The sequence below is a fragment of the Gaoshiqia hydrogeniformans genome, from assembly GCF_049347105.1.
GTDB classification, from domain to species: Bacteria; Bacteroidota; Bacteroidia; order Bacteroidales; family Prolixibacteraceae; genus Gaoshiqia; species Gaoshiqia hydrogeniformans.
In genome coordinates, this window is the sequence record NZ_CP186334.1 from 1,039,808 (window position 1) to 1,057,931 (window position 18,124).

Sequence of the window (18,124 nt, forward strand, 5' to 3'; positions counted from 1 at the left end):
CCTGTGTCATAAAAACCAACCGCGTCATTCTGAATTTATTTCAGAATTTTTCCCTCTGGTTGAATGACTTTCAGGACAGCTCTAATTTAATTAATAACCTGTGTTTTGCGTCAGGTTTGGATCAATATCTCTTTCACTTTGAGGAATTGGCATTAAAAGTTCGTAGTCTTCAACGCGGAAACTTAATCCCAGGCTGATGTAATAGTTGTTAATAATTTCCTGCGCCCTGCCGGTTCTGACCAGGTCGAACCAACGATGTCCTTCAATTAAAAACTCAACACGCCGCTCGCGTTCAAGGGCGAGGGCAAACTCCGGTTTACTCAGTCCGCTTAAAGAGCCGAGTCCGGCACGGTTACGTACCATGTTGAGGAAGTCATGGGCTTCGGTGGTTTTTTCGGTTTCATTCAGGGCTTCGGCATACATCAGCAAAACATCGGCATAGCGAAGCGGCAGGACATTGATTCCGCCGTCGAACTGAAGCTCGGCAGTCGGATCGTAAAACTTACGGATATATTTTTCCTCGTAAGTAGCGTAATTGCCGTCGGCAGCCAGCAGTGAATCAGCCAGCGAAGCGTCTTTCCTCCGGTCGTCGGCTTCATAGACCTGGATCATATCCGAAGTGGGGACGATCGTGTGGCCGTACGAGAAGTTGGTGGTCAGCGAATTTCCTTCACCCACATTCCCGGTCAGGTATTTGATTTCGAAGATTGACTCTGACAGTTCGTCGTTGCCCACCGAAAATAACTGGCCGTAATCATCTGCCAGCGTGTACCGGTTCATCTGCTGAACTTCCAGTAAAGCCGTAGCTGCCAGGACGTACTCTTTTTGGGTCAGATAAACTTTCCCCTGAAGGGTTTTGACCGCGCCCAGCGAAGCGCGCGATTTGCTTAAACCCGCTCCGGTATTCAGTAAACCAGCCGATTCCTGCAAATCATCCAGAATCAATTTGTAAACTTCTGACACCGGTTTCCGGCTCATGTCGTATCCGGCCACTTCGTCGGGACTGCGAAACGCCACCTCGACAAGAGGAACCTCGCCAAACAGGCGTACAAGATAAAAATAGGCATAGGCTCTCAGAAACAGCGATTCGCCTTTGTATTGGTTCTTTTTACTTTCCTCAAAATCAGCCTCATCAATGCGGGACAGGATATTGTTGCTCCGGGCGATGGTTTTAAAGCAGGAGCCCCATATGGTATTGACAAAGCCATTGGTTGAAGTCAGATTGACCTCGTCACACTCAATCCGGTCGGTCGACGGATTCGACAACTGATTGGTAATCCTCATGTTGTCGGTGGTTACTTCGGTCAGGAATAAATTCGAAATATCGTGGAGTGTTTGCAGTTCGCCATACATCCCGAACATTGCTGTTTCAAAATCAGCTTCGGTTTTGTAGAAAATGTTTTCGCTGATCTGGTTCTCCGGTTCCAGGACCAGAAAATCTTTACACGATACCAGGGCGAGTACAAATACAATTATAAGGTACTTATTCATGGTCTTACTGATTTAAAAAGTTAATTGAACACCAAACGTATAAGTTCGCGGAAGCGGGTAAGTCAGGTGGTCGATGCCGGCATTAACCACATTGTCTCCCGATGTGCTTGACTCGGGATCATAACCGGGATAATCCGTGAAGGTGTACAGGTTACTGACATCAACATACACCGAGGCGCTGCCCAGCGATAACCTGGAAACCACCTGTTTCGGAAGTTTGTAAGAAAGGTTCACGTTTTTAATCCGGGTAAACGACGAATCAAACAGGAAGTGCGATGTGGAACTGAATCCAAAGGCATGATTGCTTCGGATAGCGCGCGGCATAAAACCATCGCCCGGGTTTTGTTCCGATTTCCACCTGCGGTCGGCCAGGGCGAGTTGGTTTTGCACACCGGCCGAGTTAAGAATAATTTCGCCGGCCTGGAAATAGGTATATGCTCCGTGCGAACCGTTTAACGTCACACTTAAAGCCAGGTTGCCGTAGCTGAATTTGTTGGTGAAACCCCAGGTGAAGTCGGGCCATGGATCGCCGACGATTTTTTTATCATCGGCATTGATTTTATCATCTTTGGTGACGTCTTCAAATTTCAGGTCGCCGGGCTGTACCCGGGGATGCTGAACCGGACTGTTTTGCACTTCTTCTTCCGTTTGGAAGATCCCGATTGCATTCATCAGGTAAAAGCTGGAAACCGGATACCCGACCTGCGTAACCTGATACGCCGAGTTGACCATCCTTTCGGAGGCATTGGTCAGTTTCAGGACCTTATTTTTATTGGCGCTGAAGGTAGCGCTGCTGGTCCAGTTAAATTTGCGTAAGTTCAGGTTGATTGTTTGCAGTCCGATTTCAATCCCCTTATTTTCGATATCGCCAATATTTTGGGTTGAAGAACCAAAACCGGAAGCGGCCGGCAGGTTAACGGCAAGCAACAGGTTCGTTTTACGATCCCGGTAAATATCGGCCGTCAACGCGATCCGTTCTTTAAAAAGGCTCAGGTCAATCCCCATGTTCACCTGTTTCGATTTTTCCCAGGTTAAATCGTCGTTGGATAAGCTGCTGGGTACCAGTCCAAGGCGTTTCGTGTTATTTTCGACATAACCTAAGGTTGAAAGTAAGCCGATATGGGTATAGTTTCCGATCTGGTTGTTTCCCGAAAGCCCGTAACTGGCTCTTAATTTCAGGTTATCAACAAAGGTGAGCGATTGCATGAAAGGTTCTTCCGAAACATTATAACCGACCGAAAAAGAAGGGAAATTGCCCCATTTGTTATTAACCCCAAAACGGGAACTGCCGTCTCGGCGGATCGTTGCCGTAAACAGGTATTTACTGTCGTAGGAATAATTGATTCTGGACATTAGCGACAGCATGGACCACTCGGAAACAAAATGGCTGCCGGTATTGACAATTCCTTCCGAGAGATAGGTCACATATTCGGTGGGAAAACTGGCTGCCCCGGCCGATAACTGGTCATAGCTGTCTTTTTGCGCTGTAAATCCCACCAACGCATCCACCTGGTGTTTACCGCCAAAATTTCGTTTAAAGTTCAGGGTATTTTCATTTAGCCAATTAAGCGATTCCGATTTGATGACGGCTGCTGTTGCTTCGTAGTTCCGGTTGCCGTATAAGGGAACTTCGGAAGATCTCCAAAGTTTAATGACGTTTGTTCCGTATTTGATGCCCACCGAGGTTTTAAAGGTCAAGCCGTCGATGATCCGGTATTCGAGAAAACTGTTCGCCAGAATATCGGCCACCTTGCGGTTATCGAAATAACCATTGAGAACAGCGAGGGGGTTGGAGAGCCACCCCAAACCGTAATCAACATCTTCCTGGTTAAAATAATAACTTCCGTCTTCGTGATGAGAAGGAATGGTCGGGGAGGCAGCTAAGGCCATGCTCAAAATTCCACCGGTCCCATAGTGTCCTTCGGTATTCGGAAATCTTCCGTAGCCATATGATCCGGAGATAGACGTGCCTAATTTTAGCCGGTCAGTAAGTTGGGCGTCAACATTTGTTCTTAAGTTAAACCGCTCATAATCGGATGTGAGCACAATTCCCTGCTGGTTGAAATAACCGGCTGAGATGAAAAACCTGTTTTTCTCATTTCCGGAGGTCGACGACACCTGGTAGTTTTGAACCGGTGCGATACGGAAAATGACATCCTGCCAGTCGGTGTCGGTAGTTATGGAGGCCGGATTCCGGAATGCAGGCGGTACGCGGTGACCACCCGCTCTGACCTCGTTGGGATCGCTGGCCAAACCACCGGCATAAATACGGGCATTGTCGCGACCTTCGGCCACAAATTCGGCATACTGCCGCGAGTTCATCATATCCAGTTTATGGCCAACTTCCTGGACTCCATACGAAACATCAACATTGATTTGCGACTTGCCGATTGCACCGCGTTTTGTGGTGATAATGATGACGCCGTTGGCCCCGCGCGAACCATAAATGGCTGTTGCCGAAGCATCTTTCAGAATTTCGATTGACTCAATATCGGCCGGATTGATCGAACTCAGCGGGTTGATCCGGTTCTGGGTATTGTTCGCCATGCCCGCCGAGGTAAAGTTGGCTCCGCCGAAATTGGACATGTCTGAACCTCCGCCACCCGTCCCGACGGGAAATCCGTCGACAACATACAAAGGCTGGTTTCCGCCTGTAATTGAGCTGACTCCACGCACCAGCACATTGACGTTTCCGCCCGGAGCGCCCGAAGTTTGGCTGATGTGTACCCCGGCGACCTTCCCTTGCAGCATCTGATCAAAACTTCCGGTTGAAGGTTGGATCATATCATCTCCCTTTACCCGTGCGATTGAACCGGTCAGGTCTTTTCTGCGTTGCGACCCGTAACCCACGGCCACAATTTCTTCCAGCCCGACAGTTTCTTCTTTCAATGTAATGTTGATGACCGTTTGACCGGAAACAACTATTTCCTGGCTTTTCATGCCAACAAAAGAAAATAACAGGGTTGCACCGTCGGCGACATTTGACAAAGAATAATTACCATTAATATCGGTAATGGTTCCCAGGTTGGTTCCTTTAATCACTACAGTAACACCAGGCAAAGAATTGCCCGCGCTGTCAAAAATTTGTCCTTTAATAAGCCGGACCTGGTCCGACGACCTCTGTTCTGCTGTTGATTGGGCTTTAGCGCCAACGAAAAAGCAAATTGCGAAAATAAGCAAGAGGAAAAGCTTCTCGAATCTGCGATTTCTTCCAAGCCAAAATTCCGTGTTCTTCATAGAAATTAGTTTTACATGTTAAATCAATTTTCCGGCGAATAAATCAGGTATATGTTAGAGCTGTTAATTATATTCTTAACGCGTAAAGCATTAGTTCACATAAAATTGCTCGTTAACATACTGCTTTATTTCACATTTACAATGCCGGTGGGTTAGTTTATGGTTTTTATGATTATTAGAGAGTTTTTATCAGTCTCTGTCCCGCAGGAGGCTGATAATTGGTATTCAGTAGTTTACAGATAACTTACAAAGCGCCCCGCTAATCACTGATAAGGGTCTTTAGTTCTTTTGTCCAACCATCCTGTAACAGGAAGTATAAACGGGCATAGTGTTTTTTATTCCAGCATGCCCGGGCCTGGTCCAGGTAGGGTTTGTATTTTTCGGTTTCCGTACTCTTCAGTCCAGCCAGCTTTTCCAAACTGTCAAGTTGGCGGCGAAGCTGTTTCAGCCAATCTTCGTCCGGCTTAAAATCGCTTCCGGTGAAACTTAAACCGGTTGACGGCGATTCAAAAACGCGCAGATCATACGGGGCAAGTTGCAGAGAAAGTGAACGGATCTTACTGAGCTTTTTGTTTTCAACGAGATCGGTCACATCAGAAGCGTTGTTTAATTTGATGTTGAATGTGACTGGTTTCGGCAGGCAATTTAGTACGTAGAAATACATTTTCCCATCCACTACTTTTTGTCGCACCCGGACCGGATCGGACATGTTTGGAACATCGTCAAATTTCACAGCCGGTAAAGACTGAAAAGCCTGGCTAAACGCGGTGAGTTCATCGTCCATACCGAAGCTGCCGATCACATAACCTCCCTTGATGATGCTGGCAGCATCGAGGTAATTAAGGGCAAAAACATAGGGTTCGAGGCTGTGAAAACCCGCTGGGTTTAACGTGGAAGCCCTCCATACCATCTCATCAACCCCTAAGTTTTTTAGCCCCTCCAGCGGTTCTTCGCGGCCAATGGCATCTTCAAAATAGCGGTCGTGGATCGTTACTCCAACCCGTGGCAAATCGTTCATGGACGAAACCACTTCGGGAGCAGTAAACACCGTCCGGTTGGCATTGGTCGCTACAGGCGTATAGTGTGACCGGGCCCACCTCAGGTCGGCAGGAACAAGCGTAGGAGTGACAACAATATTGGGTTCGTCCCGGTAAAGCTCCGGATCAAATCCCATTTCGCGCATGGCTTCCACCGGCGACTCATTCAAATAGTCAGCCAGACGATCATTTTGGGTCAAGTGAACAAAGATGTTCAGGTTGAGTTTCAAATCGGGACGATGCGAGGCAATGGTCAGGGCCATTTGCGAATAATGTTTGTAAAGGACCTGGCAACGCCAGTCGATCCATGCTTTTTTTGTTTCAGGACTGCTCATCAGCCAGTCATAGCTCTTCTTAAAGCGGTCGGGCTTGCCTGGCGTGTAACCCGGAATTTCGATGCCGGACTCTTTCTGGAAACGTTGCAGGTTTATATCATTGTATCCTGAAGCCAGCGAGCCAAATGAAAACAGTTTCGGCCGGGAAATGACCAGTGAAATTCCATCGAAAGCCGGTTCTTCGGCGTATTTGTCACAGATCTCCGTTACCAGTGCATTCACGGCAGACATCACCCGGGGGTCGGCGGCATTAAAATTCGGATCGGCGCCGTGCCAGTGTCCAAACCACAGTTCTCCTTCTTTATTGATGTTGATGATGGTTTCTTCGCCAGAATTGATCCTGGCCGTGTCGGCCAGCGGGTTTTTATTCAGGCTGGGAAGGGTATGAATATGCAGTCCGGCAGTAAATTTCATGTCCTGTTCAGCAAGCCTTTTTAACAAATAGCGTGGATAATCTTCCGGATGCGGACGTTTGCCGCCAAGCGCGTCCTCCGCAACGGGATCATAGGGCTCGACATTCGACCCATATAAGGGGCCGGCATACCACACCAGCGGATAGTCAAAGGTTGTCTGTCCGAGTGACCTCAAATAGGTGATCATCCGGTCGGTCGCCTCTGTAAAACCTTTCTTATCGCGACCGGTACCAAAGCTGTGAAACAGGACAGGGTCTTCATAAAAAAGTCCGGCGCTGCGGGCGGGTACGCTTCCGGAGAAGTAATTTCTATCGGAAGGAATGCCAAATTCCCTGATTTCAAAGATCTTGATCTCGCTAACAGCAGCCGGATAGTTGTCTTCGGCCGTCATAAAAATGAAAGCCTGCCGCCTGGCCTTTGGCCAGAAAACGATCCGAAATTCCTTCATCCCGTCCGACAGCGGGTATTCTTCGCCGGTCATCACACCGGTATGCGACTGAAAATCGAGGTGTTTTGTAAAATGCTGAAGCATGATCTCCATGGTCCTCGGTTTATCGTCGGGATAAGTGATCACGGCCAGATGCGGAACGTCGATCCGGTCGACTTCGAAATCGAGTGCAAAACGGTTGCGAATCCCCGCTCCTGCTTCGCGGTATGTGCCTGTTGTTCCGGTAATCACGGATGTTCCTCCCGTTTCGGCAACAGGTTCTACGACAGCGGCATTCACCGTGGTTACCAGGTGATATGAAGCCTCCCTTTCTGTTAGCTTTTTATGTTTTGGAATGCCGGTAAATTGATCCGGATGGGTTATTCCACCACGATTCACTCCGATGGCCCGTCCCGCGTTTGACGATAAAATCAGCGCAGACAGAATGAAGATCTGAATTGGTCTCTTAAATTGAAACATATCTCTCTCACTTAAAAATCAACCGTTTAAACAGGACCGTCAGAAAGCGATCCTCCGGAATGATTTATTTCTACTTTGGATTTGTTTGTGTATATTTTTCAAGCACCTCCATTTGAGGCCGGTCTGTTGTATAATTGTTGGTTGGTTGTACGGCCAGCTTATAGGTTCCCCAACGGGGACCCGCCGACCAGTATGTTCCCGGCACACCGTTATCGCGCATGTAGATCAGCATATTTTCAAGCACCACCAGCCACCGCGGATCGTTATCAGGCACACCGTACTCTCCGATCAATCCGCGCTTATTGTATTTTTTAAGCCATTCCACAAAGGGCATAATTCGTGTTACCCCCGTGTCGGGTGTGGCCTGTTCTTCGTCGTAAGTGCCGGCATACGCTCCCGATATGTTTTTATCGAAATAAATATGCGCCTGGAAAATCAGGTTGTTCGAAGGATCGTTCAGGTTACGCAGGTTATCACTGAACTGAACCCAGTGAAGCGCAGAACTGAATCGGTCGCCGCTGATGATAATCGGGGTTTGGGTATCAACAAGCCTGATTTTGTCGATAACGGCTTGGGCAATTGTAAACCAGGCCGTTGATGAAGGCATGGAATAGGGTTCATTCATGATATCGTATCCCCAGATGTTTTTGTACGACTTAAACTCATTGGCCAGCTTCATCCAGGCATCGGCCAAATGTTCCCGGGTCAGTTCGGGACCCGCGTCAATCACCACTGAAGTCGCTCCGCCATCGAACGAGCGGCGGGCAAAATTGTGCATATCCAGGATAACCGGCATTTCACGGTCTTCAGCCGCCTTAACAAATGTTTTCATTTTGCCCAGATCGACCGAATACAAATCCCCGTTCAGTTCGTGCTGAATACGTTCCCACCTGAATGGAAAACGAATCAGGATCAGTCCCTTCGATTTGAAGTAATCGAGGTCTTTTGAGCCGGGGTACCCATAATGTGTCCCATCAACGCCCGGATAGACTCCGCCAAACTCCCCCCCGGAAAGATTCACACCAAAATTTTCGGTTACAACCACCGGGTCGGGAACAGGATCAGGGTCCGGTTCTTCCACATCCGGAATATCGTTCCCCTTGGAACAGGATGCGAGGAGGAGTATATAAACGAAATATCTGAAATATTTTATCATCGTCATGTTGTTCTGAATTATAAATAAAATAATTATCCAAAAACCTAAGTCTGGAAGCAAAGGCGCTCAGTTGATATTCCTGAATAGCCTTTACCCCCATTTCTGAAGAGACTATTCCGTAACCGTCAGTTCAAATTGGATGACCTTTTCTTTGTGTTGGTCAACCGAGTTATTGGATACCAGGAAAGTAACGGTAAATGTTCCTGCCTGGTTATAAATAAACTGGTAAGCATCCAGCGCATTGCTCCCGATGTTTTGAATCGGGGTACCGGTGTCGGGCGATACTTTGGTGAAAAACAAAGGTTTGGTTACATACCAGTCTTCACTTTCGGGGGCATTTTTCCCGCCGCCGATAATGACCAGGTCAACAATGGGCGTACCTCTCGAATACCAGGCATTGGCATCGTTCAGGATACTGAAAGGCTGCCAGCCTGCATTTTGCAGGTTTGCTACCGGAATGGCGAGACCATCGGGTACCAATGTTTTTGCATTGAACGCATGCACAATCCAGTTGCCTGCTGCTTTATCCGGATCAGTTTGCCCCACAAATTTGAAGGCGAAGAAAAAAGGTTTTTCAGGATTAACCAGGTCAGATACATCCATTATTCCTGATGGCGTCACTGTAGTATTGGGAGCTATTGCTCCGCGATCGGTAATGTCGGTCCAGGTAGCTGCCAAAATGCCCTCCTTGCTCATGGTGGTCACATCGTTGGAAACCATTAACCTCAACGAATGGATTTGAGTTCCGCCACCTCCGTACTGGGTAGTGACATCTATTTGAGGAATACCTCCTTCCAGGGCAGTCCGGTGACGAAAATTATAGTCGGAACCAGGCAATCCTGAGTAAAAAGTGATGTTTCCGGCATTCCCTGAAAACCGGAACCTGACGGTATCGCCAACCTGGTAGGTCAGCTTTTCTACCTGAACATCAAAATCAGGGGAGTCTACTTCAATCAGGTCTTCACAAGAAGCTAAAGAAATAGCGAATAACAGTAAGCTTAAATATCGTTTCATCATTCTTGTTTTAACAGTTAATAACCTGGGTTCTGTGTCATTGCTTTATTGAGCGACAATTCATAGGTGGGAATAGGCAACAACAAGTTCCGGTCGGAGATATTGGTTTGCGCCAAAACATGCCCGGCTACCGCTCCGTTTGCCAAGGCCCAGTCCTTATATTCTTTCATTCGGGTAACAAAGCTTCCCCAACGGATATAATCAGGTCGTCTCACGGCCTCAAAACAAAATTCCCGTGCCCGTTCATTGATAATTTCCTGAAAAAATTCATCTTTCGATAAACCTTCCGGTAAATCGGCAATCACATCCGGGGCGGGAGGATTGGGAAGTTTTAAGCCGTAGGCTCGTCTCCTGACTTCATTGATGGCCTCGTACGCTTCGGCAGTCGGGCCGTCGTGCATTGCATTCTCTGCTTCGGCAATCATCAGTAGGATATCCGAATACCTCAGAATTGGAAAGTTTTGGGGAGAAACAACCCGGTCTTTCGGAGTTTGAACCTCATATTCCCGTCTCCATTTTCCCATGGTCCGCCTCCATAAATCCGGGTTGGGGGTTAATACGCCCGGCGTTCCAACGTAGGTGAAGGGAGCGATGTTCCAATCCCGCCGTAAATCGGGCGATGCCAGAGGTGTTGTCGTACTTGTTTCATCCTTCTCATACAAATCGAACAGCCATTTAGTGGCTAGTACGGAACCTCCGCTGTAGCCGATTTCGGTGTCGGCGCTGCGAATCCCGCCTCTGGCGCCAATGTAATAGGTATATTCGGATGAGCCGTTCGACAACAGGCCATAAAATTCAACTTCCCAGATACTTTCTTTGATGTCGTATTCATCTTTGGCGTAGTTGATGAAGATATCGGAGTAATCGGGATTTAGCTCGTGCATACCGGAATCGCGGACTTTGGCCGCCCATTTTTTTGCTTCCTCGAATTGAGCAGTATCGTTCAGCGGGTAACCGGCCATGCTCAGGTACACGCGGGCCAAAACACCCTGAACGGCAGAGCGCGAGATCCGGCCGCCGCCAGTAAGACTTGCTGCCTCGGCCACCAGAGGTTCGGCCTGGGTCATGTCGTTTACAATTTGCGTATAAACTTCACGGAGGCTTGCTCTCGGAACATCCACGTTGTTTATGTCTGGTTCGTCGGTTAACAACAAAGGCACCCCGCCATAGTTGCCGGCCAACAGGAAATAGTAGTATCCTCTCAGAAACAGCGCCTGTCCTTTGATCTTATTTCTGGCAGTTTCATCCAAATTGGGATTGTCTACTCGTGCCAGAACCAGATTGGCCCGGTAGATCCCCTGGTACAGGGTTTTCCAGAAGTTGGTTACCTGAACGTCGGCGGGAGTATAAATATAGACCGTTGTATTCAGCTGGCCGGTGTTGGTATATTCAATATCGGTGCTCACGTTCAGCCAGTAAGGAATTACGTCGCCATACATGGCCTGGCTGCCGAGAACGTCGTACACACCGGCCAGTCCGGTCTCGAGCTCTGCCAGAGTTTCATAGGTGGGCGCTATAAAATTGGTCGGTTTTGTATCCAGAAATTCTTCACACGAAGAGCTTCCTGCGCCGATAACAATCGCTAATAAAAAATATTTCAGTTTCATAATTTGATCAGTTTAATTAGAATGAAGCTTTGATACCGAAAGTGATTGTTGTGGCCAGCGGATAGGCCGCAAAATCAAACCCGGGAGTTAAGGCAGAATGTCTTGTCGATACATCGGGATTCTGCCCTGAATAGTTGGTCCAGGTGTACAGGTTTTGAGCCGACGCATATACGCGCAAACTATGCAGTTTTAACTTTTCGGCCAGCGATTGGTTGAAATCGTAGCCCAGCGAAACCGTTTTCAGCCGGAGGAAAGAGCCGTCTTCCACTTCGCGGCTGGTATAATAGGTATCGCGTTTCCCGGCCGTGCGAAAATGTTCGTTACTTGGATTTTCGGGCGTCCAGCGGTTTTCGTAGGTGGCAAACTGGTTTAAAGCCACCACGCGTTTGGCATTTCCTTCGAAGAACAGCCGGTTGGCATTGATCAGGTCGTTGCCGTATGACCATTGGAAGAATATATTCAAATCAAAACCTTTATACCTGAAGTTATTGCTGAAGCCCCCGGTGTGGATCGGATACCCCCGGCCGATCACGGTAAAGTCCATTTCGTTGACCACCAGGTCGCCGTTGATGTCTTTGTATTTGATATCGCCGGGTTGTACGTTGGCCCGGGCTTGCCCGTTTGTGGTGATGTGATCTTTCAGAATATAATTTCCGAGGACCAAATCAAAATCTTCGTATTGATAAACCCCGTCCCAGATCAGGCCGTACATTTGCCCGATCGGTTTGTCCAACTGGGCAATGTAAGGGCTGGTATTCCTGAAGTCGGTATCAAAGTTTACATTCTGAAGCAAGGCTGTTTGTCCTTCATTTAATTCCATCACCTTATTTTGGTTGAAACTGATGTTGAAGTTTGTGCTCCACTCAAAATTTTTCTTCCTGATATTTACCGTATTCACGGTGATCTCAAGCCCTTGGTTTCTGATTTTTCCGATGTTTTTGTAAGCAGTAGCGACATCATAAATGGTTGTCAACCCTGTTGAATACGGCAGATTGGCGTTCAATAAAACGTCTTCGGTGGTTTTCCGGTACAGATCGGCCGACAAATCAATCCGGTTGTCGAATAGCCCCAGGTCGTATCCGATATTCGTTTGATAGGTCGTTTCCCATTTCAACCGCGGATTGCCAAAATTCTCGAGCAGGGCTCCCCGGTTTGGTTCGGAGTTGTTGAACGAATAACCTCCGTTTCGGGGGATCGACATGGTTGAAAGATATGCAAAATCAGATATTCGGTTATTTCCTGTTGCCCCGTAGCTTAACCGGAGTTTGGCATTCGACAAGGAAGCGATATTTTTCATGAAGCTTTCTTCAGACATTCGCCATGCAAACGCCCCGGATGGGAAAAATCCCCAACGGTTGCCCGGTGCAAATTTCGACGATCCGTCGTACCGGGCCGAACCGGTGATAATGTATTTTGACTTGTAGCTGTAATTTACACGTCCAAGAAACGAGGCCAGCGACCAGCGCGAACTTCCTGATGTGCCAAAGTTGGCCGATGCTTCGTCCAATCCGTCGACACCGGTACCTTCGTTCAGAACCTGGATTGCCGAAAAGCCATAATTACCATCCTTTTGTTTTTGTATGACATTTCCGACGACAACATTCAGGTTATGAATTTTGTTGAAATTTCTGTTGTAGGTCAGCGTGTTGGTGTTGTTCCAGTTTGTGACCGGCCGGAAATAAATAAATCCGTTTTGTTTCTGATCTCTGCGCTCATTTCCGGCAGTAGTCAACGAATTGAAGAAACCTTGCCGTTCGACCATGATGTTGGTGATACCACCAGCCAATTTTAAGGTTAAATACGGGCTTAGCTTATATTCCAGGTATCCGTTTGCCCGCATATTATTTACCTTGGTTTGCCTGAATTCGTTTTTCGCAGACAGTATCGGGTTCACCCGGAAATCGGTTGCAGGCATAGCCGGGTCAAAAAGTTCATCCAGAAGGCTCTCGTTGTCGCCCAGAATCGGTCTGAATCCCCATACCGAATACAATAGACTGAGGTTGGCATAGGTGTATGAATCGGACGATTGGGTGAGGATTGCACCGTGCGAAATTTCGCTGCTGTAAGTCAGGTCGACGCCGGCTTTCACTTTTTTATTGAAATTCTGGTCAAGTGTCATTCGGCCCTGGTACCTTTTAAAGCCTGAATTGATGGCAATACCATCCTGATCGAGGATATTTCCGGAAACAGAATACGAGGTATTTTCTGATCCTCCCCGAACCGAGATTTCATGGTTGTGGATGGGCGAACGCTGAAACATTTGGTCCTGCAAATCAATGCTTTTTGCATCTTTGTAATCTTCCAGGGTCTTCCCGTTTATAAAATAAACGTTCTGGGCGTAGGTTGGATTGAGCTCGGCCTGGTATTTCACAAACTCGTAGGCTCCCATCAGGTCGATTGACTTTGGCGGAACAGAAAAACCGTAATACGCGTTGTAGGTAACAACCGGAGCGCCTTTAATCCCGCGTTTTGTTGTAATTAAAACAACTCCGTTTGCTCCTCTTGCACCATAGATCGCTGTTGCAGAGGCATCTTTAAGGATATTGATCGATTCGATATCGCTCGGGTTTAAGGTGTTCGCGTAAGAATCTTCCATCGGGGCCCCGTCAATAACATACAAGGGGGAGGTTGATCCGGTAATGGATCCAACGCCGCGAATGACGATGTTGTTATTTGTACCCGGCTGACCGTCGTTTCCTGCAACCGATACCCCTGCAATACGTCCGGCCAAACTTTCATCAAATGATTTAACAGGCGCTTTTTGCATCTCATTCATTCTGACCGATTCAACAGAACCGGTTAAGTCCGTTTTCCGAAGGGTTCCGTATCCCACAATAACCACTTCATCCACACTTTTTACATCTTCTGTTAAAGCAACATTGATGGTCGTTTTTCCTTTTGTAGCTATTTCCTGTGTCGTCATTCCGACGAATGAGTAAACCAGTACCGGGTCTCCTGAAGGAATGGAGATGGAGTAACGTCCTGACGGATCGGTAATGGTCCCTTGCGTGGTTCCTTTTACCACCACGGTAACCCCGGGTAAAGGATTGCCTTCACTGTCGGTTACCTGTCCGCTTACCGGCCGGGGCTGGTCTGTACCAGTCGGAACTACTGCCTCTCGGGCAGCAGTGTCCACTGAAAGGCAAATCAAGCATACCAGTATGAGAAACAACTGTTTAACGATGCGGTTCTTTGCAAACAATGAATCATTCTTTTTCATAAGATTTCGAGTTGTTGTTTTATTATGTGTTTGGTTTTACTTAATAATCACCGATTCAATATGAAGATAATCAGCTATCTTTTCGATTGTTTTGGCATGATGTCCGATTCCTAAAGCAAAATGATGCGTTGGCCCTTCTGAAATCCAGCGGGTTAAAAAAGTCCGCACATCCGGCTTGAAAAATCCGCGCGTATTGGTGTTGCCAGTGGGAGGTATCGGTCCTTTAACCGATTCGCCTTCGGCAATTACAAACTTAAACTTTCCGTCATAAGTCGAGTTAATCGAAAGCATCGTAATCGGTCCTTCCTTGATTTTAAATTCGACGCCTGCCCCGTGCCCGGGCTTGCCGTGGTACTTTTTCAAACTTCTTAAGATCGGCTTGCCTTCGGCTATCGAGATGTTGTGTGGCCCGTCGTGTCCGACCAGGACAAAGCCTTCTTTAAAATCAACCGGATGAAATTCGGCAAAACTGCCTCCGATTCCGAGCCGGTCCATCAATAACAGGGCAATAAGCGTTTTCAGGTCAGATTCTCCGCACATCGGGAATCCATTGGAGGTTAACAACGAATTTCCGACAATGAGGTTCGACATCACTGTTCTCAGCTTACTTTTTTCAGGTCCGTCATAATAATAAGCAAGCCCGTGGAGCTTTTTTTCTTCTACAAAGTGTTTTAATGCTACGCTCACCTTCGCAGCCACTCTTAAATCACTTTCCTGAAGTTTCAGAGAAATCGGGTCAGATACCGGATCCGGCGTGTCGAAGAAGTCGAGGATCATGTCTTCGGCTGATCTGATTTCCTCTTCGGTAACCCGGTCGTAACAGGCGACAAGTTCGTTTGCTTCGCATTCAACCACGTGGCAGCCAAACATCGACGTGAGCATGGTGGCGTCGGTGTGCATGTCAAGCATCGCGTTGATCGGATGACCAAGATGCCCGAATTGAGCATTTTTCAGATCGTGCAGCACCCTCGAAATCCGGCAGTATTCGTCAATTTGTACATCAACCTGCGGATCATCATATAAGGTGCCAATGATCATATCCGGCACTTTTTTCCCCATCCTGACAGCGACTCCGGAAAATTCGGGCAACGAGCAAATATCGTCGTTGGCCAATTGCATGTAGGTTGACGCTTTGGTGTAATCAAGCGCTTTTAGCGGCTGAAGTGCAACAAGTATAATTGGCACAGAGAGTGTTTTGATAATGATCCCAAAAGTACCGGAAGTGGCGTAGGTAAGCATATTGCAAAAGATCATATCCAGGTTGGCTGCTTCCAGTTCCTTCACCGCAGCGTAAGCCTTTGCCGGGTTGTCAACCATTCCGAAATCAATGATGGTTGGGCCTTTATCTGAAAATTTTTGGAGTATGACTTCATGCTTGTGCATTAATTCGTCCAGCAAACCGGGAAATTGGTCCCAATACTTATCATATCCAACACCAAATATTCCAATCCGGGCTGAAGTTTTCTGCAGGTTAATCAGTTTTTGTTCTTTTAATAATGTGTTCATAACAACGCTTTTATTATTCATCTTTACGCACTAAGTATTTTTATATAAAAATATCCAACATCCATTCGGTGTCTATTGGGGATTTATTGTTTTTAATTTAGGAATGAATACCAGGAAGCCGATAAAACAAACCAAATACATCGATCCGGCATAAATCCACATGGGGTTATAAGAATATTTTGTGATAATCACACCAATAACCGGGTTCAGAACTAAAGCTGATATGGCACCTGCAGAGCCTGAAAAACCCACGATGGTAGAGGTTGCTGATCTCCCGAAAATATCGCTGATGGAAGTGATGTAATTGGTAATCCATAGTCCGTGAGCAAAAAAGACAACGGACATAATGACCATGATCAGCTCGATCGAAGGCACGTACTTGACCAATAAGGCTGCCATAGTCAGCAAAGCAGCAATTCCCATGATGCTTTTCCGGGCTTTGTCCAGGCTCGATGTTTTCTTTAATACCACGTCCGACAGCCAGCCTCCCAGCATATTGGAGAGCCCCAGGGCTAAAAACGGTATCCAGAACAATTTTCCAATTTGGCCGAGATCGGCACCGCGCGATTCATTTAGAAATTTTGGAATCCAGAACATGTAAAAATAGAAGATGGGGTCCAGTAAAAACCGGATCATGATAAAAACCCATACTTCTTTGATTCGTAGTATTTGAGCCAGCTTTACTCTTAACCGGGTTTTTTGCTCTTCTTCCGTTTTCGCGGGTGACGGATTCGCCGACTTGCTTTTGGGGAACAGCAACCATCCGCCCAGCCAGATAAAGCCAATGACGCTGGTGACAATAAATACTCCTCTCCATCCGGTGACCTGAATCAGGTATACGCAAAGCGGAGGAGCAATAACGGCTCCCAACGCCGAACCTCCAATGGCAATTCCGTTTGCCAAAGCCTGTTTGTTCTTTGGAATCCATTCAACAACAGCTTTGATAGCCCCGGGGAAAGCGCCGCCTTCGCCTACCCCCAGCAGAAAGCGATAAAATCCGAAATGAAACGCATTGCTGGCAAACGAATGCAGCATGGTAGCCAATGACCAGACGCCAACAGAATAAGCCAGCCCGATCCGGCTCCCGTAACGGTCAATCAGTATTCCACCCACGGTAAACATGATGGCATAACTAATCAGAAAACCGGTATTGATAAAACCATACTCAATATCTGAGATGTGAAAATCTTCTTTAATCCGGATGATCGAAATAGAAAGGACCTGCCTGTCGAGAAAGCTCAGAGCCGTTGCAAAAAAAGCCATCATCACAATAAGCCAGGGAAGCCAGGTGGAATATTTTTTTGTCATGAGTTAACGCACTAAGTTATTTTTTTTACAAAAATACAAATGCCTTTCAATTGTGCAAATAATATTGTTATTTTGTCGTTGTAATTATCACTTGTTATAAAACACATGAACAAAGGTGTTCCAAAGTACATCGCTATCAGTAAGGAAATCATCCAAAAAATTGAATCGGGCGAACTGCAGCCGGGAGATAAAATCCCTTCTGAAAATGAGTTGATTAAAATGTATTCCATTAGTAATACCACCGCCAGGAAGAGTCTTCTGGAAATTGAGCTCAACGGTTGGGCAAACCGGATTAAAGGAAAAGGGACCTTTGTGCTCAATCGGTCAGAAGACAAACACCTAACCCGGGTTCTGGGTTCCTTTCATGCTATGAAAGAAAGCTTCAGCGACAACCTGATTAAGGAAGGCTTTACGCCTAAAAATATCATCCTTGAAAAAATTACGCTCGAAGAAGGTATTTCTTCTTCCATCAATAATCGCCATTATATTATGGAAGGGCCTGTTTTAAAGATTCATCGTTTACGTTATGCCGATGAGGTATTACTAAAGGATGAAACCAGGTATATTTCGATGTCAATTTGTCCGAAAATTCACCTTGTTGATCTGGAACAATCGCTGATCAAGGTTTATGAAGAAAAATATCAACTGGCCTTAGGCAACGTGGAGCGAACACTAAGCAACACCATCATCTACCCGCAGGAACCCAACAACTATTTTGAGAATGAAATTCCGATTGCGGTTTTCATCCTCGATGGCGCTATTTTTTGCCAGGACGGACGGCTGGTCGAAATAGAGAAATCGCTGTACCGGGGCGATAAATATAAATTTACGATCAGCACAAAACCCCAGTTAATATCCAACAAATAGAAAAATCGTTAACAAGCATTGTAAAT

10 protein-coding genes are annotated in these 18,124 nt (G+C 46.9%); 1 reads left to right on the top strand and 9 read right to left on the bottom strand.

What is annotated here, in order from left to right; all coding sequences use genetic code 11:
- Positions 1–90 precede the first annotated feature (90 nt).
- The 9 genes from ACOIT5_RS04330 to ACOIT5_RS04370 form a co-directional block, all read right to left on the bottom strand.
- The gene (locus ACOIT5_RS04330; protein WP_423129239.1) at positions 91–1,491 is read right to left on the bottom strand and encodes a RagB/SusD family nutrient uptake outer membrane protein; all 1,401 of its coding nucleotides are present in this window, start codon (positions 1,489–1,491) and stop codon (positions 91–93) included.
- Positions 1,492–1,503: 12 nt separating this feature from the next.
- Positions 1,504–4,728 (bottom strand): SusC/RagA family TonB-linked outer membrane protein, encoded by a 3,225-nt coding sequence (locus ACOIT5_RS04335; RefSeq protein WP_423129240.1) that lies wholly within the window; start codon positions 4,726–4,728, stop codon positions 1,504–1,506.
- A gap of 259 nt (positions 4,729–4,987) precedes the next feature.
- Complete coding sequence (locus ACOIT5_RS04340) at positions 4,988–7,420, bottom strand: hypothetical protein (protein ID WP_423129241.1); 2,433 nt, start codon at positions 7,418–7,420, stop codon at positions 4,988–4,990.
- A gap of 70 nt (positions 7,421–7,490) precedes the next feature.
- Complete coding sequence (locus ACOIT5_RS04345) at positions 7,491–8,582, bottom strand: glycoside hydrolase family 5 protein (protein WP_423129242.1); 1,092 nt, start codon at positions 8,580–8,582, stop codon at positions 7,491–7,493.
- A 105-nt stretch (positions 8,583–8,687) separates the two neighbouring features.
- On the bottom strand, positions 8,688–9,590 hold the full coding sequence (locus ACOIT5_RS04350) for a DUF5017 domain-containing protein (RefSeq protein ID WP_423129243.1): 903 nt from the start codon (positions 9,588–9,590) through the stop codon (positions 8,688–8,690).
- A 17-nt stretch (positions 9,591–9,607) separates the two neighbouring features.
- Complete coding sequence (locus ACOIT5_RS04355) at positions 9,608–11,197, bottom strand: RagB/SusD family nutrient uptake outer membrane protein (RefSeq protein ID WP_423129244.1); 1,590 nt, start codon at positions 11,195–11,197, stop codon at positions 9,608–9,610.
- Positions 11,198–11,213: 16 nt separating this feature from the next.
- Entirely contained in the window at positions 11,214–14,417 is a 3,204-nt protein-coding gene (locus ACOIT5_RS04360; protein WP_423129245.1) for a SusC/RagA family TonB-linked outer membrane protein, read from the bottom strand.
- A 36-nt stretch (positions 14,418–14,453) separates the two neighbouring features.
- Positions 14,454–15,923 (bottom strand): L-arabinose isomerase family protein, encoded by a 1,470-nt coding sequence (locus ACOIT5_RS04365; protein WP_423129246.1) that lies wholly within the window; start codon positions 15,921–15,923, stop codon positions 14,454–14,456.
- 72 nt (positions 15,924–15,995) lie between these two features.
- Positions 15,996–17,231 (bottom strand): MFS transporter, encoded by a 1,236-nt coding sequence (locus ACOIT5_RS04370; RefSeq protein WP_423129247.1) that lies wholly within the window; start codon positions 17,229–17,231, stop codon positions 15,996–15,998.
- Positions 17,232–17,336: 105 nt separating this feature from the next.
- On the opposite strand from ACOIT5_RS04370, the gene ACOIT5_RS04375 reads away from it, so the two are divergent.
- Positions 17,337–18,098, top strand: a complete 762-nt coding sequence (locus ACOIT5_RS04375) for a GntR family transcriptional regulator (protein WP_423129248.1) — start codon at positions 17,337–17,339, stop codon at positions 18,096–18,098.
- Positions 18,099–18,124: the final 26 nt, after the last annotated feature.

What these genes read in the sequence shown, in the direction of transcription:
- ACOIT5_RS04375 (WP_423129248.1), top strand. Translation starts at nt 17,337, where the DNA reads ATGAACAAAGGTGTTCCAAAGTACATCGCTATCAGTAAGGAAATCATC.
- ACOIT5_RS04345 (WP_423129242.1), bottom strand. Translation starts at nt 8,582, where the DNA reads ATGACGATGATAAAATATTTCAGATATTTCGTTTATATACTCCTCCTC.
- ACOIT5_RS04340 (WP_423129241.1), bottom strand. Translation starts at nt 7,420, where the DNA reads ATGTTTCAATTTAAGAGACCAATTCAGATCTTCATTCTGTCTGCGCTG.
- ACOIT5_RS04370 (WP_423129247.1), bottom strand. Translation starts at nt 17,231, where the DNA reads ATGACAAAAAAATATTCCACCTGGCTTCCCTGGCTTATTGTGATGATG.
- ACOIT5_RS04360 (WP_423129245.1), bottom strand. Translation starts at nt 14,417, where the DNA reads ATGAAAAAGAATGATTCATTGTTTGCAAAGAACCGCATCGTTAAACAG.
- ACOIT5_RS04330 (WP_423129239.1), bottom strand. Translation starts at nt 1,491, where the DNA reads ATGAATAAGTACCTTATAATTGTATTTGTACTCGCCCTGGTATCGTGT.
- ACOIT5_RS04365 (WP_423129246.1), bottom strand. Translation starts at nt 15,923, where the DNA reads ATGAACACATTATTAAAAGAACAAAAACTGATTAACCTGCAGAAAACT.
- ACOIT5_RS04350 (WP_423129243.1), bottom strand. Translation starts at nt 9,590, where the DNA reads ATGAAACGATATTTAAGCTTACTGTTATTCGCTATTTCTTTAGCTTCT.
- ACOIT5_RS04355 (WP_423129244.1), bottom strand. Translation starts at nt 11,197, where the DNA reads ATGAAACTGAAATATTTTTTATTAGCGATTGTTATCGGCGCAGGAAGC.
- ACOIT5_RS04335 (WP_423129240.1), bottom strand. Translation starts at nt 4,728, where the DNA reads ATGAAGAACACGGAATTTTGGCTTGGAAGAAATCGCAGATTCGAGAAG.